The organism is Listeria aquatica FSL S10-1188, from assembly GCF_000525795.1.
Lineage (GTDB): Bacteria > Bacillota > Bacilli > Lactobacillales > Listeriaceae > Listeria > Listeria aquatica.
The window spans coordinates 91,419-111,511 of record NZ_AOCG01000001.1 but is presented as its reverse complement, the minus strand read 5'-3'; the positions used below and the strand labels follow the sequence as shown (position 1 = coordinate 111,511).

At 40.8% G+C, this 20,093-nt stretch carries 18 protein-coding genes and 3 pseudogenes; 7 read left to right on the top strand and 14 right to left on the bottom strand.

What is annotated here, in order from left to right:
- Nucleotides 1–103: 103 nt before the first annotated feature.
- The 5 genes from MAQA_RS14035 to MAQA_RS00550 all read right to left on the bottom strand — a co-directional run bounded on the left by MAQA_RS14035 (nt 104) and on the right by MAQA_RS00550 (nt 3,739).
- Complete coding sequence (locus tag MAQA_RS14035; protein WP_077913511.1) at nt 104–349, bottom strand: STAS domain-containing protein; 246 nt, start codon at nt 347–349, stop codon at nt 104–106.
- Entirely contained in the window at nt 283–945 is a 663-nt protein-coding gene (locus MAQA_RS00565; protein WP_052008377.1) for an STAS domain-containing protein, read from the bottom strand. Before MAQA_RS00565 ends, MAQA_RS14035 begins: the two co-directional genes overlap by 67 nt.
- Before the next feature lie 146 nt (nt 946–1,091).
- Complete coding sequence (locus tag MAQA_RS00560) at nt 1,092–1,574, bottom strand: GNAT family N-acetyltransferase (RefSeq protein ID WP_036070298.1); 483 nt, start codon at nt 1,572–1,574, stop codon at nt 1,092–1,094.
- A gap of 131 nt (nt 1,575–1,705) precedes the next feature.
- The gene (locus MAQA_RS00555; protein ID WP_052008376.1) at nt 1,706–2,275 is read right to left on the bottom strand and encodes a cyclic nucleotide-binding domain-containing protein; all 570 of its coding nucleotides are present in this window, start codon (nt 2,273–2,275) and stop codon (nt 1,706–1,708) included.
- A gap of 717 nt (nt 2,276–2,992) precedes the next feature.
- Nucleotides 2,993–3,739: a WxL domain-containing protein gene (locus tag MAQA_RS00550; RefSeq protein WP_036070296.1), complete on the bottom strand. Its 747-nt coding sequence runs from the start codon at nt 3,737–3,739 to the stop codon at nt 2,993–2,995.
- Nucleotides 3,740–4,099: 360 nt separating this feature from the next.
- Here MAQA_RS00550 and pflB point away from each other — a divergent pair.
- The 5 genes and pseudogenes from pflB to MAQA_RS00525 all read left to right on the top strand — a co-directional run bounded on the left by pflB (nt 4,100) and on the right by MAQA_RS00525 (nt 10,055).
- Nucleotides 4,100–6,381, top strand: a pseudogene (gene pflB / locus MAQA_RS00545) (formate C-acetyltransferase).
- Nucleotides 6,382–6,577: 196 nt separating this feature from the next.
- Complete coding sequence (locus MAQA_RS00540; RefSeq protein ID WP_036070294.1) at nt 6,578–7,996, top strand: MFS transporter; 1,419 nt, start codon at nt 6,578–6,580, stop codon at nt 7,994–7,996.
- Between the two features lie 191 nt (nt 7,997–8,187).
- Nucleotides 8,188–8,529 (top strand): DUF1048 domain-containing protein, encoded by a 342-nt coding sequence (locus tag MAQA_RS00535; protein ID WP_036070291.1) that lies wholly within the window; start codon nt 8,188–8,190, stop codon nt 8,527–8,529.
- A 1-nt stretch (nt 8,530) separates the two neighbouring features.
- A pseudogene (locus MAQA_RS00530) lies at nt 8,531–9,290 on the top strand (ABC transporter ATP-binding protein).
- A gap of 36 nt (nt 9,291–9,326) precedes the next feature.
- The gene (locus MAQA_RS00525; protein WP_036070287.1) at nt 9,327–10,055 is read left to right on the top strand and encodes an ABC transporter permease; all 729 of its coding nucleotides are present in this window, start codon (nt 9,327–9,329) and stop codon (nt 10,053–10,055) included.
- Between the two features lie 74 nt (nt 10,056–10,129).
- Here MAQA_RS00525 and MAQA_RS00520 read toward each other — a convergent pair whose 3' ends face one another.
- On the bottom strand, nt 10,130–10,555 hold the full coding sequence (locus MAQA_RS00520; protein ID WP_036070284.1) for an SRPBCC domain-containing protein: 426 nt from the start codon (nt 10,553–10,555) through the stop codon (nt 10,130–10,132).
- A gap of 128 nt (nt 10,556–10,683) precedes the next feature.
- On the opposite strand from MAQA_RS00520, the gene MAQA_RS00515 reads away from it, so the two are divergent.
- Nucleotides 10,684–12,204 carry an AMP-binding protein gene (locus tag MAQA_RS00515; RefSeq protein ID WP_036070282.1) on the top strand — a complete coding sequence of 507 codons (1,521 nt, stop codon included), beginning with the start codon at nt 10,684–10,686 and terminating at the stop codon, nt 12,202–12,204.
- A gap of 145 nt (nt 12,205–12,349) precedes the next feature.
- On the opposite strand, the gene MAQA_RS00510 is transcribed toward MAQA_RS00515, so the two are convergent.
- The 8 genes and pseudogenes from MAQA_RS00510 to MAQA_RS00480 form a co-directional block, all read right to left on the bottom strand.
- Nucleotides 12,350–12,706: a DUF2200 domain-containing protein gene (locus tag MAQA_RS00510; protein WP_036070280.1), complete on the bottom strand. Its 357-nt coding sequence runs from the start codon at nt 12,704–12,706 to the stop codon at nt 12,350–12,352.
- A gap of 44 nt (nt 12,707–12,750) precedes the next feature.
- Nucleotides 12,751–13,844 (bottom strand): annotated as a pseudogene (locus MAQA_RS00505) (threonine aldolase family protein).
- A gap of 13 nt (nt 13,845–13,857) precedes the next feature.
- Entirely contained in the window at nt 13,858–14,196 is a 339-nt protein-coding gene (locus MAQA_RS00500) for a nucleotide pyrophosphohydrolase (protein WP_036070277.1), read from the bottom strand.
- A complete protein-coding gene (locus MAQA_RS00495) occupies nt 14,189–15,574 on the bottom strand; it encodes a DUF2075 domain-containing protein (protein ID WP_241462995.1) in 1,386 nt (461 codons plus the stop codon). The genes MAQA_RS00500 and MAQA_RS00495 overlap by 8 nt, the downstream gene beginning before the upstream one ends.
- Nucleotides 15,546–15,968, bottom strand: coding sequence for a GIY-YIG nuclease family protein (locus MAQA_RS15000; RefSeq protein WP_241462994.1), 423 nt, complete (start codon nt 15,966–15,968; stop codon nt 15,546–15,548). Before MAQA_RS15000 ends, MAQA_RS00495 begins: the two co-directional genes overlap by 29 nt.
- Nucleotides 15,969–16,113: 145 nt before the next feature.
- On the bottom strand, nt 16,114–16,665 hold the full coding sequence (locus tag MAQA_RS00490; protein WP_036070274.1) for an NADPH-dependent FMN reductase: 552 nt from the start codon (nt 16,663–16,665) through the stop codon (nt 16,114–16,116).
- A 79-nt stretch (nt 16,666–16,744) separates the two neighbouring features.
- A complete protein-coding gene (locus MAQA_RS00485) occupies nt 16,745–17,494 on the bottom strand; it encodes an alpha/beta fold hydrolase (protein ID WP_036070272.1) in 750 nt (249 codons plus the stop codon).
- A gap of 147 nt (nt 17,495–17,641) precedes the next feature.
- Nucleotides 17,642–19,078, bottom strand: coding sequence for an aminotransferase-like domain-containing protein (locus MAQA_RS00480; protein WP_036070385.1), 1,437 nt, complete (start codon nt 19,076–19,078; stop codon nt 17,642–17,644).
- Between the two features lie 126 nt (nt 19,079–19,204).
- Here MAQA_RS00480 and pdxS point away from each other — a divergent pair, with 126 nt between their 5' ends.
- A complete protein-coding gene (pdxS, locus tag MAQA_RS00475; protein WP_036070270.1) occupies nt 19,205–20,092 on the top strand; it encodes a pyridoxal 5'-phosphate synthase lyase subunit PdxS in 888 nt (295 codons plus the stop codon).
- Nucleotide 20,093 lies beyond the last annotated feature (1 nt).

Sequence of the window (20,093 nt, the reverse complement as noted above, 5' to 3'; positions counted from 1 at the left end):
AGTTTCCAAACAAAAAAGAGCAGAAAAACAGGAAAAAGCTTGGCGTTCCTCAAAAAATCACCTTTTCGAGATCCTAATCACTTATTTCCTATTTTTCCACTCATTATATAGCAGCAAATTTAGCTTCAATCGCCGTACTAAGCACACTTTCCACCTGAATGGTTTCAAGCTCAAATCCGTACTCCACAACAGCTCGAGCTACTTTGGGCCTGACACCAGAAAGCGTACAAACCACCCCGACCAGTTTAAGCGCATCTATTAGTTGCTCCAATTCTTCTACAGCTATTTTGTCAACGGTAGCAACCCCGGACAAGTCAATAAATAAATGATCGATTTTTTCTTTGCACATTCATCAAGCGTGTGTTCCAAAATCACTTTTGCACGTGTTTCATCAATATCTCCAATCACTGGAAGCAAAGCGGAATGCTTCATCAGCGGGATAACCGGACAGCTCAATTTCAAAATCGTTTCTCTGTGTGCATTTAGCTTTAATTCAGTCTGCAAAGCATTTTCTCGAACAAAACGAATGACAATTTCCCCAAGCCGTTTCGTAATTTCTCGGCTCCAGTAGTTGACTTCTTCACTTCCAGCACCTGCCACATTTTCTGCATAAAACTTTTCGATCAACTCCAAATACTGGTCTTCCACACGAAAAAATTGTTCAATGATTTCATATATCGGCGTCAAAAGATGTTCGATATCGCTTGCAAGTTCTTCCAACCAATTTTCAAAAAGCGCTCCAAAATCTTCGTCTTTTTCAAGAAACAAACGACAAAACAATAAATGAAACTGATAATTTTGCTGTTTAAGCCTGCCAATAACTTCCTTATCATTTGATGCGTAAACCCCGTGCAAATGATTGTGATCCATCTTGTTATACCAGTCTTCTGTAAGCTCGCTTGTCCGTTCCATAAAAAAATCATATAATTCTTTTCGTTCGTACAATGGACTCTCCCTTTCCTTCTTTTTCCCCCTTGCAAAAACCAGTATAGCTTAAATCAATGAAATTGTAAAAAAATTCACAAACAATAATAATTCCTTTTAAAAAGAGATTGTAAATAAAGGGTTCCCTCTTTTACAATCTCCACTAATTAATTCACATTTTTCCGATAAAACTTCGAATCTACCGCAAGAATATGGAAGTCCTCTGGTAAATCTGTTTTATTGATTTCTTCGTAGCCATTTTTCTCATAAAATCGGTGCGCAGCTTTAAATTTATCGGTCGTGCCCAGATAAATGGCATTTTTCCCATTTTCCGCACAAAACGCTTCAAGAGCATCCAATAATTTTTGCCCCGTTTGATATTCTTTCCCCCGAAAATTCGCATCCGTAAAAAGTTTACGAATCGCCGCATGACCATTCTCCAAAAACAAAACAGCTATCGTTCCGATCACTACATCATCTTGGAGAGCCACCCAGAAGTGCCCTTTCCCATCAAAATAATGACCTGGAATGTCCATTAAATCTGGCTGATCATCTAGCGTAATGGCTACGCCGAATTCATCTTGTTGGACCCCTAAAATCAGCTTTGTCAACTGATCACAATACTTTTCTTCATAACTTTTGATTTGCACAATATTCCCCACTTTCTTTACGCGAAGTCTTTCTATAATCTCATTTTGTTTTTAAGCTGTCAATAACAATTCGAGAAAAAAAGAACAACAAAAAATCAGCTTTTAAACAGATTAAAAGCTGGTTTTTAAAATTAAACTTCCACCTCAGTGGACTTTTCAAGCGGCGTGCAATTTGGACGCATTTCCCAGTTGCTTTTTTCAAGTAAGACCCAATTGCGGCTTCGAACGGAAATCATGTTCTCCATCAATAAATCATTCTTGATTTTAACAAAATATTCACGGCTCACATTACTATAGCGCGCCAGTTCTGATTGATTACAAGATACTGGAATATAAATTTCATCTTCACTTTCAACCCCAACATCTAAAGCAATTTGATAAATTAATGCCTCAACACGTTGTCTTGCTGGAAGACGATACCGTTCAAGCGCTCCAGCTAAGCGATGGATATTTTTCTCCGTAATTTCTGCTAGATATTTTTCATCTTCTATTTCAAGCAAGAAACACTTGCCGTGAGAAAAATACTGAAAGAAAGATTTTTTTACAGGGTCGATATGAAATACGCTATCTTGTTTCAAAACTTTGATGAGCGTTCCATTTGATTCCTGCATAATGTGTCCATCTACAACTAAAAATAATCCTGTTTCATTAATTTCCTTATTTCCAGAAAAAGATAAAACGTTTTTCTTTGATATATACACCCTATTTCCTCCTTTAGAACTTCATAATAAATACATAAACTTATTGACAATGACTTTTTCAACCTATGTTCTCATTATATCGAGTTTTTTTTACTTCCTCTTTATCCTAAAAGGTAAAATATTGCCTAATATGTGACAAAATTTTTACAACTTTCCTCAAAAAACGAATTTCCGTATTTATTTTTACGTGTGTTTGCTAGAAACCCATCTTAAAAAGCTCTTATTCATCATATAAAAAGGCTTTCATTTTTTAATTCTAGCTTTTGCCATTTTGCATTATTTCGCACACGACAAGTCTCCGCTATTTTTTGCCATAAAAAAAAGACCAGAAGCTTTGATGGGAGCAACTGGCCTTAATGGGATAGTGACGTCTGTTAATGTGCAAGTCGTACAGATGCCTGGTGAAGCAAATACGAACCACAATTAACAGGTGTCATGTAACATTAACTTTATTTTATCATAAAGTGTTTCATAAAAAATTGACAATACTGCGAACTTTGCTCTCAAAATGTGTCCATTTTTTGACAATTTCTTGATTTTATCTTTCTAAAGTTGATTTTAGCAAAAAAAGCTTTGCTTGTGAAATAAAAAACATGCTTCCTTTTAAATTGTGCTTTCCTTTTTAGGAAAGTGAAAATTGCCTCCAAATAAAACTAACCGATAAACCAAGCGCCCTCATAAAGCACACTTGATTTAACGGTTAATTTCTAAAAATTATCAAGCTGGTGAATCGAGAAGTGTCCATGTAAAGGTTGCAGAATATCCTGTTTGATCTTTAGCTGAGACACCTGGAACGAAAAGTGAGATACTTTTATCCATGTTCGAATCATCTCCAAAATTTTCAAACCATGTACCCATTCCTGAACCTTTAGTTGCAGTCATAATCGTTTTTGCTTGTCCAAACTTATCAAAAACAACTGGGGTTTGTGTTGTAGGCGCACTAGCTTTATTGGTCGCTTCTGTCTTTGTAAGACCATTCGCGAAAGTAACTTGTGCACCCTCAAGCGCTTTTTGATCCTGCGTCTTGAACTGGTCTTCTTGTGTCACTTGCAATTTCCATCCTACAGCTGTTCCTCGTTTATCCGTCAATTGGACATAGTTTGGAGCACTAGTACTCGTTCCGTCATTCAAAATAATCTCAGTTGGTTTTGCATAATAGGTTTCGTCTTCAGCTGAAATTTTTTGTTCACCAAAATGGATATTCGAGACACGGTCAATCGTTAGAGGACCTGTTGTTCCCGGATCCACTGGATCTTTAGGATTATCCTGAATAGGTTTATCCTTATCTGGATTCGTCGGATCAAGTGGTGGCACGCTACTGTTATCGAGCGTGAATGATACATCTCCTTTTGAAGAATACGTTGCGGCCGTTTGTGGAGTTCCTGCCGCATCTGCTGTTCCTACGAAACTAAATAGCGCTGCAGCACTTAGAACTCCAACAGCTGTTAATCTGGCTGTTTTCATCTTTCTTCCTCCTTTTAATAAACATCTATTACACCTTTCAGTTTAAAAGAAATATGTGTCCGCTCAATGTTACTTAGTTACGTAAATTATAGTTTTTTTTCCACAATTTTTTTGACGAACCTATTATTTTGAGCCCAATTTTGACTTTTTTTTCATTTCTACTTCCCAATAACCCAAAAACTGTATTACTACACCCTGAAAACTGTTTCTTCGTTATATAAAAGATTTTATTTTTTTTTCGTTTTTTCATATTGTTTTCGCTTTCACAATAGGTTATGATTTTAGTGAAATCTATTATTGTTCATTTTATCACGTTAAAAATTTAACAAACAAATTAGGAAACTTAGGAGGAAAAACACTATGACTAAAGCATGGGAAGGATTTAATGGTACAGCTTGGCAAGAAACTGTCAATGTCGGCCAATTTGTTCAAGACAACTACACGCCTTATGATGGGGATGAAACCTTTTTAGAAGATAGTACACCTCGCACTACTGCTTTAAACGACAAGATCAATGATTTAGTTGCTGAAATGGATGCCAAAGGTGGCGTACTTGATATGGATAACAAAATCGTATCAAACGTCGCTTCTCACACTTCTGGCTATGTAGATAAGGATTTGGAAGTCGTTGTTGGTTTACAAACAGATAAACCTTTCAAACTTGCTTTCATGCCAAATGGTGGCCTTCGTACAGCTGAACAATGTTTAATTGAAAATGGTTATGAAGTGGATCAAGCAACACATGACTTTTTTGTAAACAATCGTCCAACTGCAAACGACGGTATCTTCCGCGCATATACAAATGATATTAAACGCGCTCGTCACTCTCATATTGTAAGCGGTTTGCCAGATGCTTATTCTCGCGGTAGAATCATCGGTCTTTATCAAAAACCAGCTCTTTATGGTGTCGATCGTTTAATTGCTGAAAAACAAAACGATTTGAAACAAATTCCAGTAACTTCTGATGAAAATATTCGCTTGCGTGAAGAAGTCTACATGCAAATTAAAGCATTAAAAGACTTGATCACACTTGGTAATGAATATGGACTTGAACTTGGTCGCCCTGCTGAAAATGCGCATGAAGCTGTTCAGTGGACTTACATGGGTTACCTCGCTTCTATCAAACAAGCGAATGGTGCTGCAAGCTCATTCGGTCGTATTCCGATTTTCTTGGATATCTATATTCAACGTGATTTAGAACGTGGTATCATTACTGAACTTGATGCACAAGAATTGATTGAACAACTTACACTTAAACTTCGTATGGTTCGTTTTGCACGTACAAACGGATACAACGAACTTTATGCTTCTAACCCAACTTTCGTTACAACTTCAATGGCTGGTATGGGTGCTGATGGTCGTCACCGTGTAACTAAAACGGATTTCCGTTTCTTGCATTGCCTAGATAATCTTGGCAACTCTGCTGAACCAAACCTGACTGTACTTTGGGATGCGCGTCTTCCTGAAACATTCAAAAATTACTGCATGAAGATGAGTGTCAAACATTCATCCATTCAATACGAAAATGACAAATTGATGCAAGAAGAAGGCTACGGCGATATGCAGTGTATCTCTTGTTGCGTAAGCCCACTAAACCCTGAAGCAGACAAAGATAAAGGCGAAACACACAACCTTCAATACTTCGGTGCTCGTGTTAACGTGCTTAAATGCTTACTTGGAGCAATCAACGGTGGAAGAGATGACCTTCACAAAGAAGAACGCGTCTTTGATGTAGTTGAACCGATTACTTCTGAATATCTTGAATACGATGAAGTGCTTTCGAAATTTGATATTTCTATGGACTGGCTCACAGACACTTATGTGGATGCGATGAACATCATTCACTTTATGACTGATAAATACAACTATGAAAGTATGCAAATGGCTTTCTTACCAACAAAAGTTACAGCAAACATGGGATTTGGGATTTGCGGATTTGCGAATGTTGTAGATAGCTTAAGTGCGATTAAATACGCGAAAGTTAAAACGATTCGTGATGAAGATGGCTTTGTTTATGACTATGAAGTAGAAGGCGACTTCCCACGTTATGGTGAAAACGATGACCGTGCGGATGAAATTGCTGTTATGGTTCTTAAAATGTTCAAAGAAAAATTAGATTCACACAAACTTTATAAAGACAGTGAAGCAACAGTTTCGATTCTTACAATCACTTCTAACGTGGCTTACTCGAAACAATGTGGGAACTCTCCAGTTCACCGTGGCCCAGTCTTTGATGAAAACGGCAAAATGATTGAAGAACCTGAATTCTTTAGCCAGGTGCTAACCCATCGAACAAAGCTAAAGGTGGCTTCCTTGATAACCTTGCAAGTCTTACGAAGATCCCGTTCCACTATGCAAACGATGGTATCTCGTTAACTATCCAAGGAGCACCAAAAATGTTTGGTAAAACATTTGAAGAACAACACGCAAATCTTGTTGGGATCTTAGATGGCTACTTTGAAAAAGGTGGACAACATATCAACTTAAACGTGCTAAACCACGAAGAAGTTGTTGAAAAAATCAAAGCTGGTATCCCTGTTATCCTTCGTATCAGTGGCTACTGCTTGAATACAAAAGATTTAAATGAAGAACAAAAAATGGAACTTTGCCAAAGAATGTTCCATGAAAAATTAGTAGGTTGATTTTTCATAATCGCTGAAGAGGCATCCAAAATCATAAAATGATTTTGGATGCCTCTTTTTTAACGTAATCCATGCCGATTACCAAAAAAACAAATAGAGTTCGAGAAAGCCAGATAAATGAACAAGCGAAATCCGCAGTTCTTGCTTGACCTACTCTTTTTTTAAGCTTACTATTTAGGCATTAGAGGTGATTTCCATGACAAATAACCATCGCACCGAGAAGCTCGCACTCGTTTCAATAATGCTCGGCGCTTTTATTTCACTCCTTGATACGACCGTCGTTAATGTCGCTTTGCCTGACATTACAAAAGCTCTAAATGCCTCAAGCGCTTCGATCGAATGGGTCGTTTCTGGCTACGCGCTTGCCTTTGGCTTGATTTTAATCCTCGCTGGTCGACTGGGTGATAAGTTCGGCCGCAAAAATCTGTATATGATCGGTATTTCCCTTTTTTTACTGATGAGCATTACAGCTGGCTTCGCTCAAACAGAAACTAGTTTGATTGTGTCACGCATCATTCAAGGACTTTCTGCTGGGTTATTTTTCCCACAAATCAATGCGATGATCATGGACATTTTTAAAGGAAATAAGCTTGGTCAGGCTTTCGGAATCCTTGGTTCTGTGATTGGAGTTGCCACTGCAATTGGGCCTTTCACTGGTGGCTTGTTGATCCAACTATTTGGTTCAGAAAATGGCTGGCGTTTTGTTTTCTTCATCAATGTTCCTTTCGTCTTAGCGACTTTGATTCTCGCTGCTCTTTTCCTACCCAAACGAGATCAAACAAGTAAAAAAGTTTCATTTGATTTCCTGAGCGTCCTTTTACTTACAGCAGGACTTCTTTTCTTGCTATATCCTGTCATTTCAAATGGTTCACAAGGATTTAAGTGGCAAGATATTCTTTTCATGCTGATTTCACTCCCGATTTTAATCAGTCTATACCTTTACAGCGTTCATGCCGCAAAACAAGGCAAACAGCCACTCATTTCACCAACGCTCTTGAAAAATAAAGCCTTCGTTTCGGGCATGATTCTTTCACTCGTTTATTTCGCGGCTTTCACGAGCATCTTTTTCGTGTTCTCACTAACGTGGCAATCTGGTTTTGGCCGCTCCGCTATAGTTTCTGGCCTCGCCGTTAGTCCCTTCGCACTTGGAAGCATGCTTGCAGCCGCAAATAGCAATCGCTTTATGCAAAAACTGGGCAGGAAACTACTAATGATTGGCTTCATTCTCGTGATGGTCGGACTGGCTGCCACATCTTTGATTTTTCATTTGAAGAGCGGTGCCTTTTCGCCTTGGCTCACCGTTTTTCCCCTTTTTCTTGCCGGGCTTGGTAGTGGTGTCATCATCTCGCCACTAAACAGCTTCACACTGGCTACCGTTTCTGGAAATGATCGTGGTGGTGCAAGCGGCATCTTCAACACAGCTCAGCGCGTTGGCTCTTCATTTGGCATCGCGATCGTCGGCTCGATTTATTTCCGCACGTTAAGTGGGACCTCGCTAAGTAATATCGCAGAAAAATATTCGTTTAGCTTGCAGATGAGCATCTACGTGAACTTGCTTCTACTCTTTGTTTGCTTACTGCTTGTTTTTAGATTACCAAAACAAAATGCATCCTAAAAGGAAAATAATGTGAAAATTATTTTCCTTTTTCTATTGACAACTTCACTATTCGGTGTTACGATGTACCAGTAATAAGCAATACTAAATAGTGAAAGGAAAGTTTAATTATTTTCATTTAAACTTTTTTCTTTCCCCTACTACTAAGTAATACTACATATAAAAATTAAAATTATTGAGGAGGAATATCAATGTGGAATTTACTCAAGAAAATGGTGGGCGATAAAAAAGAATACCGGGAAATGATGGCTCGTGTGAAGGAGCTCCCAGAAGATTACCAATTCGTTTACGACAAAATCCAACATTACATGTGGAATTTTGCCAAGGGTAGCGGATATGACATGTTAAAAGTTCAATATGATTTGATTGATTTATTTGAAGCTGGCTCAGCAGAAGGAAAAGCTGTTTTAGAAATCACAGGAACGAATGTAGCCGCATTTTGCGATGATCTTTTAGCCAACTGCCGAACTTATACCGATGATTTACGCAAGACACTAAATGAAAGTATTATGAAAAAGTTAGGAGGAAAATAAAATGACTTCACTTGCTGTTTCTGTTGAAGGGCTAAAAAAAGCCTACAAAGACCACACTGTTTTAAACGGCGTCAATTTCCAAGTTCAACGTGGTAGCGTCTTCGCCTTACTTGGTTCAAATGGTGCCGGAAAAACAACAGCTATCAAAATATTGACCACACTTATTCAAGCAGATGAAGGAAAAGCAGAGGTTTGTGGAATCGATGTGGCTAAATCGCCCGAACAAGTACGCGAAAAAATCAGTTTAACGGGGCAAAATATTGCAGTTGACGAGATTTTAACTGGACGAGAAAATTTGGAACTCGTTGCAAAACTCCGGCATTTACCCGACCGGAAAGCTATCACCGAAACTAGCTTAAAACAATTTGACTTAGAGGAAGCTGGTGGGAAGCCTTTATCCACTTATTCTGGTGGTATGAAGCGCCGATTAGACCTTGCTATGACCATGCTAGGCTCCCCAGAACTCGTCTTTTTGGATGAACCATCAGTTGGACTCGATCCAGAAGCGCGTCTTGCACTGTGGGATACGATCAGAAAAATGGCAGCTTCTGGCATCACCATCTTTCTTACTACCCAATATCTGGAAGAAGCTGAAGCACTAGCCGATCAAATTGCCATTCTTCATGAAGGCAAAATCATTGTTCAAGGCACTTTAGATGAATTAAAAAACATTTTACCGGCGAAAAAAAATCGAATACGTCGAAAAACAACCGTCACTTGAAGAAATTTTTCTTGCTGTGACCGGAAAGAAAGGAGAATAACTATGCGCCATTACTTTTTTTAGCGACACCTGGACCATGAGTGGTCGGGTCATCAAACACTCACTGCGAAGTATTGATACGATCATTACTACCATCCTCATGCCCATCATGATGATGCTTGCCTTTGTTTACATCTTTGGGAGCGCCATGACGATGCCAAAAGCCGATTATGTGAACTTCATCGTTCCCGGCGTCCTCCTAATGACGATCGGGATGGGTATTTCTTATACCGCTGTTCGCGTCAATACAGACATTACAAAAGGCATCTTTGAACGCTTTCACTCCATGCCCATTGCCAAGTCTTCAATCCTAAGCGGGCATGTCATCGCGACCCTTCTCTTGAATTTGTTTTCCGTTGCGGCCGTCATGCTGATTTCTCTTTTGATGGGTTTCCGTCCCGATGCGAATTTGGCTGAATGGCTCCTCGCATTGCTACTGGTCATCTTAGCTGTCTTTGCTTTCACATGGATTGCCGTTCTGGCCGGACTTGTATCCAAATCCTATGAAGGCGCGAGCGTTTTTAGCTACATTTTGCTTGGCTTAATGTTCGTAAGCTCAGCTTTTGTTCCAACAGCTGGCATGGGGAAAGTGTTACAGGTTTTCGCCGATCATCAACCGATGACACAAATCGCTAATGCAATCCGTTCCTTATTTGCAGGAAACCCCGATTCAGGCGCCATTTTAGCATCCTTCATTTGGCTAGTGGGCATCGCTGTTTTGTTTTACTTGCTTTCTATCAAAGCGTATAAAAATAAAATGAAATAACTCACTTCGTCCGTATAAAAAAATTCAGGCCGCTCTATTTTAAAAAGAGTAGCCTGAATTTTTCATGTTGTCGACTAAATGCGGTCATGGGGGTGTTTATCCTCGATCAAATGCAGGTCGAGGTCGTGCTCAAGAACAGCTTTAAGTCCGCTCAAAACAAGCGTATAACCTTCTGTTGTATCAATGATTTCCTCTACCGTTTCAAACTCTCCATTCTCAATTTCGACGATTGTTTCCGTATCAGAAAATGGCTCGAAGCGAAAAATGGTTTCCCGCAAATTTTGCGCTTGAATGCGAATCCGCTCGTTCGGGACAATTTCCTCAACAACCACTCCATCCGTCACCCCGTACATCTCCCATTCCCAAGTCACCTTTTCACCTTGAACGAGCTTCCCCGAGCTTTTCGAGAACCAAAACCTAGTGGTGATTTCCGGAATGATGAAAGCTTGAAAGACCTCACTTACCGGTTTACGAATTAATAAGCTTACTTTTGTGCGCATTAAAATCGCTCCTTTTTCCTTTAGATACCTTCACCTTATCAATTTTAGCTTCAAAAACCAAATTTTTATACAAGTGAAATATTGAACATGTTATAATAATAACGAACGAATAAAAAAGGAGTTTTTTTATGCGAAATCCATATGAACCATTAAATTTGTATTCCAATTTCCAAGCATCCGCCGAGCGTTTCCCAGAAGTTCCCATTTACTTCGATGAACCGCTTGCTGCTTTTCCCGAACTCAAACTTGAAACCACTTACATGAAATGCGCCCAAGCGATCATCCAGAAAGCAAGCTTACTCAAAGAACGAGGCATCCAAAAACAAGATAAGATCATCATTTACAAATCGCCGAAATTTGATACTTACTTGCTCGCTGTAGCTGCGTCTTATCTCGGAGCCGTTCCCGCAATGATCTCTTACCATCTTCCAGTTGAGACCATGAATGTTCTGGCTGAACGACTCGACTTCCCTTACATTTTATTCGATGAAGAAACGGCCGAAAAAGCTCATCAAATGGAAAACATCCCAGAAGAAAAATTGATTCGTGCAGAAGAACTTGGCGCAGCAAGCGAAACGACGCCTGTTTCCCAAGAAAAATTAGCTCTTGATGAAATTTCCTATATGACACATACCTCAGGCACGACAGGAATTCCAAAGCTGATTGCACACAGTACGAATTCAATGGGCTTCCGGACGCAGTGGCAACGCAATGTACTCAGCTTGATTCGCGAAAAGAAACTGGCTGCTTTTCACATTTCGCCCGTTCATTCGCGTTTTAACATCGGCATCTCATCCTTGATGTCTCAAGGATTCCCACTGTTTCCAATCGCCCAGCCCGACGAAGCCAACATCGAACACATTATGACCACTTATCAGCCTTACATCGTCGAAACACATCCAAATAATTTCGTGCAATGGGTGAACCTAGCGCGTGAAAAACCAGAGACCTTTGCAAGCATTCGCTATTTCCACTCGACATTTGATGCAATCAACAAAGAAACGATGGCCGTTTTTCTAAATTGCTCAAAAGAACATCGCCCCGTATTTATGCAAGTTTACGGACAAAGCGAGTGCGGTCCGATGATACTAAGATTCCACACCAAACAAAGCATACAAAAAATCGACGCAAGAAATATGGGATATGGCATGAAAAATTTGACGGACGTTCGGATCGTTTCAGAAGATGGCGAAGTTGTTCCAAACGGCACGCCAGGAAACATTCAGATGCTCTCTAAAGGGCGTGCCCTTACCTATTACAAAGAAGATGCTCGCTTCAATGAAAATGTATACGGCCCGTTCTGGGATAGCGGCGATTACGGTATGAAAAATGAAGCCGGCGCTTTGCTTTTGCTTGACCGCCAAGTCGATCTAGTCGAAAACATCGAAAGCACCTTAGCCATTGAGGACAAACTCCTCGACACCCTAAGTTTCTTGAATGAAGTGGTCATTATCCGTGGGAAAAATGGCACGCCGCAGCCGATCATCTCTGTTGCAAGCGGGCGAGAAATGGACTGGGAAGCTTGGTACGGGGCCTTAAGCGACTTGCCGCAACTGAACGAGCCAATCTTAATGGCTTATGATGACATCCCACGCACTGCAACTATGAAAGTTCAACGCCTAAAAATGGAGAAAGAATTAAACGCTTGATCGAGCGCAAAAAAGGGCATTCATTGCTTTTTCGTCAATGAATGACCTTTTTCTTATTTGGGAAGAAGTGAAAAAATTCATTTTAAAGCATTAAAACCTATAGCCATTCAAAGAAGCTCGTTGTTAGTCACAACGAGCTTCTTTTTTACAAGGCTTTTCGTAATATTTTATCCATTTTCTTCCCTTTCGCCAGCTCATCAATTAGCTTATCCAAATAGCGAATTTTCTGCATCAGTGGATCTTCGATTTCTTCAACGCGCACCCCACAAACGACCCCCGTAATGAGTTCTGCATTTGGGTTTAGTTGTGGCGCTTCTGCGAAAAACGTTCGAAAATCAATTTCACTCGCGACTTGTTTTTCTAGCTCTTCCTGATGATATCCCGTCAACCAGCGAATAATTTCATCCACCTCTGCTTTTTCGCGACCTTTTCGTTCAGCTTTTTGAATATAAAGCTTGTAAATGCTCGCAAAGCTCATGGAAAACACACGCTGTTCAGCCATCATTCAGCACCCCCTATTTTTTCTGCATTATACCAAAGAAAATCTCATTTTCGCAAAGCCTGATCGAGTTCTTGAAACACTTCCTCTAATTTCTCGCGCGAAATGTCTTGGATCGAATCCCCAAGTGACAACTCAAACTGGCAAGAACCCGCAGAAGTCCCGTCCCGCAAATTTGCGACAATTCCAACATCCGTTTTTTCCTGCACCGCGGTAAAAATCGCTTGCATCTCTTCCGTTTCCCGGCTAACGTGCACATGAAACATATTCGAAACAGGAACTTCCGGCCGAGTTTTAACATCTTGTAGCGCATTAAATTGCTTGGCAAGCGCTTTACTTGCTTCGAAATATTCAGCCATTTTAGGCAAGCGCTTTTCCAAATAATAATCAGCCGCAAGAATATAAGGATACAAACTGATCAAGTCTCCGCCATAACGCCGCTTCCAAAGTTTAGCTTCCTCGGTGAATGCTGCTTTCCCGGCGAGGATGGCTCCTGCGACGCCACCAATTCCTTTATAGAAGGAAACATAAACGCTATCGAAAAGCGCACATACTTGATCGGCAGTTTTCCCGTAGTAAGGCAAGACTTCGAACAGTCGAGCACCATCCAGATGCAGGAAAAATGCCGTTTTGCTTAGAGTGATCCGAAATTGCTTCTAATTCAGCAAAATCTGGCAATTCCCCGCCTAATTCTCGCTGCGGTAACTCAATCAAAATAGAAGAAACCGAATTCCCCAGTTTTTCAACATCCGAAAAGCGCATCAACCGATCAGCTTCGCCCAGAAGAACTGGCTCCATTCCGTGGATTTTCTTTAAGCCATCTTGTTCATGGATCTCAAGGTGCGCAAGCGGATGATATGCGGCTGGCAGACTGTTGCGTTGATCTGACCAAATACGTAAGGCAATTTGCTGCGCCATTGTACCACTTGGAAAAAAGACCGCCGCTTCTTTCCCCCAAAATTCGCGCCATTTTCTGTTCAAACTTCTCAATCACTTCCCCGCTACCGTACATATCGCTTGCGAGTTGCCCGTCTACATTTTGAAGTGCTTCTTTTAGCACACCAACATTCCGCGCACCGCTTCCTGCAAGCTTAAACGTGGTTGCTTGATAGCTTTCCTTCATGTCCTCCGCATTCGTCATTTGGATTCTCCTCTCAAAGTTCTGTATATTTCGCTTTCGTATTACGGCTTTTCCCAACTGGATATTTGATCGCATTTTTCTCAAGTTTTTCTTCGATAATTTGCTCAATATCAAGCCCAAGATCATCTGCCAGCATAATGCTATAAATCAACACATCGGCAATTTCTTCTTTGATATTTTCGCTGTTTTTCTGGATGGCCTCATCGCTTGTTTTCCACTGAAAATCTTCAAGCAGTTCCGCCGCTTCGATGCTAACAGAAATCGCCAGATCCTTAGCTTTATGAAATTGTCGCCAGTTGCGCTCTTCCCTAAATTGATTGATTTTTGCTGTTAAATTTTCAAGTTCATTCAACTTGCTTCACTTCTTTCTGTTTTTGATAATTTTTATATACAGTCATGAGTGCATTTTGCAATTCTTTATCTACTGCATAAATATATAGCCCATTAATCCCTCTAGTTAATAATACATTCAATTCATTTCGCAAAAAGTCCTCTGAAAAATTCATTTTTGTTCCATTACTCAATGTTCTATTTTGTGTTGCCTTTGTATTTTTACTAGCACTTTTATCAAAGATAATTTTCCCATTACGATATTTGACAGAAGGGCCAATGATAACACCTGCATAGTTTAAATCAAATCCTTGAATTGTAAAAGTTGATCCAACCTCATCAATTGTATGAGGTTGTTCAGCCCATGCAAGATTCTTTGTCTTTTCCCCTTTTTTTCTAGGGAGTTCTAGATTCCAAGGCAAAGACCAATCACCAATCTTTACACACCAAAAGTCTTCATTTTCGGGTTTTTTATTTTGAACATATTTCCAGTCAAATGTTGCTAGCATTCGAGAAAGACCATAACTCTTCATTTTATTTTGAATACTTGAATGCATTGCTCTAGGAGTATGGAAGATTTTCAAATCATATTCTCCGGTTTCTTTTGGGAGCTCTGTAATAACTTGCTCATCAATAATGGTTCGAATCCACTTAATCATGTCATCACTGGCATTTATCCTAAACTGATTTTGAAGTTTTATATAGTTTCCATCTTGCTTTGCCTTATCCTCAATAAGTTTTAATTTATCCTCTTCCCAGTATTGTTCAGCCCGTAAAATTTGATTCCTATCAAAAACAACAATAGTCACTTTTGCACGTTCAATGATATCTAACAATTGATTATTTCCTTGATAGGCTTGTTTACCTTGAGTCCATAATAAATGCCCTTCATCAACTAACACAACATCAACAGGATCAGACGGATCATGTTCACGAATAAATCGGGTAGGCTTGCTAACAACTTCATTATCTTTATCTACTAGTCCTAGTTTGGAAGCAATTTGGTTATAAGCAGTTAATTGTTCATTATGATTGACTAATAAAAAATTATTAGTTCCTTTAAAAATTGGTTCTTCCATGCTCTGTTTGGATAAGGTTGATAAATCATAAAATAAATTACTCACTAAAACTGTTTTCCCCGTACCTGCTTCACCAGCAACAAAAATGACTTGCTTATTCATATCCTTTAGCAAAGCCCGTTCAACTTTTTGCATAATTAATTCTTTCGCTTCATATTGTTCATTCGATAGCTTATGGAATGGAGAAATTTTAAACAAAGCTGAATCCCGAATAACAGGTTCTACCGGAAAAAGCTCACTATTTTCTTTTCCTAATTCTTCCCAAATATCCTTAAAAACACTATCAAAAGCTTCAGAGGTAAAATATTTTTTTTTGGACATTTCTACGTTTGTTAAGAACTTTTGAAATATCTTTTACTCCGAGCATATAAGACATTAACTTATTTTCTATATCTAATGTTAAGGACTTATTGAAATAAGGATGACCCACTATGTACATTTCTGAGTCTCGCATTGTCTTCCACTTTTCATCTGAAGCTCGCTTTATATCCCTATCCAAATGTTCCTTTGTTCTACGATTAATATCCGTTGTTTCGCCTACATATACCATTTGCTCTTTCATTTGTTGATTATTAATGATATATACTGTTGGGTAATCAATTATTAATTCTTTTTCTGTGGAATTATCCTCCTCCAATTGAGCAGCTAAGTCATTCACAGATTTTACCGAATAATTGATGCGTTTGATAACAGATGCATTGCTGACAGAATCCATATATATCCCCCTAATATATGTCTAATTGTGGTTAAAAAATCATATTTCATTCTATTTACTATTATATCAGTGGAAAATTGGATTTTCCATCTTGATAGATATAAAAAAAACTGCGAGCAAAAGGCTCGCAGTTTGTACACATTCATTATTTAGTTAATTTCTCAAGGAATGCGAGGTAGCTATCCAAGATCGTTTGGAAAAATTGTTCTGTTCCCGGAACAATCGTGCCATCTTCAGCAATGGAATCCGCAATGTGACCCACATAAGCTTCTGGTTGTTGTAAAGTAGGGACGTTTAAAAACACAAGCGATTGACGCAGATGATGGTTGGCTCCAAATCCGCCAATAGCTCCCGGAGAAACGGTTACGACAAGCCCCGGTAACTTATCCCAAACGCTCTTACCAAATGGTCTTGAACCAACATCTAGCGCATTTTTCAAGACTGCTGGAACTGAACGATTATATTCTGGCGTTACAAAAACTACTCCATCTAGCTGCTTCACTTCCCCGCGAAACTTTTCATAACTTTCTGGAACCGGTCCAAAATCATCATAATCTTGATTATAAAGCGGAAGCTCGCCTAATTCTATAAAGACAGCTTGATAGCCATCTGGGAGCAATCTCGCAAAGGACTCCGCTACTTTTTTACTATACGAATCTTTTCTTAAACTTCCTACAAAAAATCCAATTTTCTTCATTTTATTCTAGCCTCCTGTTGTTTTATACCTTTTTCCATGCCGCAAAAATGGTTCGAAGCCTGACCTGCGGGTTCTTGCCTTACTTTTGTGCCGCCAAAAAGTTTGCTGCCGCATCCATTGTATCAGTATGCACAAGATGTTTTTTACCTTCCCCGATTTCAAACACGATATTCTTGCCGTATTCTTTACCCTGATTCACTGCAACGAAACGCTTCACTGAGTCAATCGGGATTTTAGGATCCTCCGTCCCGTGCCAGAAATAAATCGGGCGCCCCGCTAAAAGTTCTGGACGCAAGCTTAAATCAAATTTTTCTTGCCAACTCATTAAATCAACGTAGCTTTGTGGGAAATCAACGTTAAAAGCGCGTGCGCGTTCAATGCCGCGATTGCAGTAGTCAACGATTGCCGGTTCGCCCATTAAGCAAACTGCGGCCTTGATTTCAGGATAATGTGTCAGCAAAGCGCACGTCGTGATGCCACCCATCGAAAGCCCGCCAACATAGACCCGGCCGTTTGTAAGACCTTCTTTTTCGTAATGCTCACAAAGCGTTTCAAATTCAAATAGATTTCCTTGGATACTATTCCAAAAGGTAACGGATGGGATCGGCGATAGCGTTTGCTTGCGTTCGCCGTGATTCGGCGCATCTGGCAGGCAAACCCGAAATCCTTTTGCTGCAAGCTTTCTTCCCTGCGTTAAGACAAGCTCTTTATTAATTTGCCAGCCGTGATAGAAAATAACAAGCGGTAGCCTTTCCCCCGCCAGTTCGTCACGTACAACCTCTAACACTGGAATAGTATGGATTTGCTTTTTTACGACTTTGTTCGCCATCTTGTCGTCCCTTCTTCTCTTGTTTTATTCACTTTTAAAAAGTTAGCTACTTATTTATAATAACACAAAAAGGGTAAATTACATTGAAAAGTGCTCACTCGACAAGCGTTTTCGGGACACAAATCGAATAATACCCACTCGCCGTTTCTAGCTTTTCGCTTCAAGAATCTCTGCAAACCGCTTCGCTGCTTCTTTTGCACTTGTTTCCGTCACACGCGCAAAGGTAAGCCGCATGACGCTTCCTTTTTGTCCGAATACAAAACCTGGCATCACGAGCAATTTTTGATCTAGAAAACGATTGAAATCGCGAGCGGTTGTTTGATTAAGCCGAGGAAGCTCTATCCACAAATGAAAGCCACCGAGCGGAAGCTTATACTGCAATTCGTCAGGAAGATAGGCTTCAAGCGCCTCGACTAGCAAATCACGTCGCTTTTTCAGTTCCGCGCGTAAAAAAGCCAAGTGTCGTTCAAAAGAACTCGATTCGAGTACAAAACGCGCAAGAACTTGAGGAAAGATACTCAAACCGAAGTCCATCTCCTGCCGTGCTTCCGCCAGCCGGTTTACAACAGCCGCTGGTCCATCCAGCCAACCAATTCGCGTCGTTGAGCCGAGAATCTTAGAAAATGAACCAATGTAAAGCACATTTTCTTCATCCAATTTTTTCAGTGGCGTAATGCTTTGATTGGTTTCGAAGTGAAGTTCACCAAATGGATCATCTTCAACGATGGGGATTTGGAGTTTCGCGCAAAGCGAAACGAGCGCTCGCCGCCTTGATTCCGTCATCAAATTCCCCGTCGGATTTTGGAAAGTCGGGTTCGTGAAGACCATCTTAATCCGGTGCTTGCGGTAAAGCTGTTCGAGTTCATCGGGCTTTGCCCCCGCCTCATCCATTGGCAAGGCAAAAATCCGAAGCCCTGCAGACTGAAACAAAGGCAGCGAATAAAAGTAAGAAGGCGCTTCAATTGCGACCGCATCCCCTGGCCTAAGTAAGCATTGCGTGATCAGAAAAATCGCCTGTTGAGCGCCAGAAGTGACAAGGAGTTGGTTTGTTTCCCGCCTCAAACCAGTCGTACGAAACATTCGCTGCCCAATCGCCTCACGAAGCGGCAAGTAGCCCAGACTTTGATTATTTAATTCTTCCGCAAGAAAAGACTGCCATGAAAGACTTGGGGTCTCGATCTGCGGTGTCAACTCGATTGGAAGCTCCCCTGTCGCAAGATCGATCACCTTCTCCGGGTGCGCCATTTTCAGCGCCTGAATCGCATCCAAATAAGGATTTGCCGTATTAAATGCCCCGCTGTCCACATAATGGCGCCAGTTCGTTTTGGCTGAATCAAACAGCCCCCATTTTGCTTCATTAATCCGTGTCCCGCTTCCTTGCGTCCGAATCACTTTCCCACTTGCCGCAAGCTCATCTAGCGCCCGCACAACAGTCGAACGATTCACATCCAAATACTCCGCAAGCTTCCGCTCAGGCGGAAGCTTCTCACCCGGGAGAAGCTCCCCTTTTTCAATATGCTTCTCAACCAAGCGGATAATCTGCTGATAAAGAGGTAAATCCATTTGCTTCTCAAGTCGCCAAATCATACAGCTTCCCTCCCACTCAAAATTGGATGGGTCAATTCACATCCAATTGGCCGTTTGCGCTTAATTGCCCTTAGCTTATCATAGGAAAGGTAAGAGCGCAATTTTGAAATGGAGGGTATCTAAATGGAAAAAGCAACAGGAACTGAAAAAGTAAAACGCGGCATGGCGCAAATGCAAAAAGGCGGCGTCATCATGGACGTCATAAATGCCGAGCAAGCCAAAATCGCGGAAGAAGCTGGAGCTGTAGCCGTGATGGCGCTAGAACGTGTGCCATCTGACATTCGTGCAGCTGGCGGTGTGGCTCGAATGGCCGATCCAAGAATCGTTGAAGAAGTCATGAACGCCGTTTCCATTCCCGTCATGGCCAAAGCACGGATTGGGCACATCACAGAAGCGCGCGTGCTTGAAGCAATGGGCGTAGATTATATCGACGAAAGCGAAGTCTTAACCCCTGCCGATGACGAATATCATTTGCTGAAAAGCGATTTCACCGTTCCCTTTGTTTGCGGCTGCCGTGATCTTGGCGAAGCCTTGCGCCGAATTGGAGAAGGTGCGGCGATGCTCCGGACAAAAGGCGAGCCAGGAACCGGAAATATCGTTGAAGCCGTGCGCCACATGCGGAAAGTAAAAAGTCAAATCAGCCAAATTTCAGGCATGAGTGATGATGAACTGATGGTTGCGGCAAGAAACTTAGGGGCTCCCTACGAACTAATCAAAGAAGTGAAAACGCGCGGCAAGTTACCCGTTGTCAATTTTGCAGCAGGCGGTGTAGCGACTCCAGCCGATGCCGCTTTAATGATGGAACTTGGCGCAGATGGCGTCTTTGTCGGTTCCGGAATTTTCAAATCTGACAACCCGGCCAAATTTGCAAACGCAATCGTGCAAGCAACCACGTATTATGAAGACTACAAATTGATCGGCGAACTATCAAAAGAACTTGGAACTGCCATGAAAGGCATCGAAATCACCCACTTACCGCCGGAAGAGCGCATGCAAGATCGGGGGATCTAAC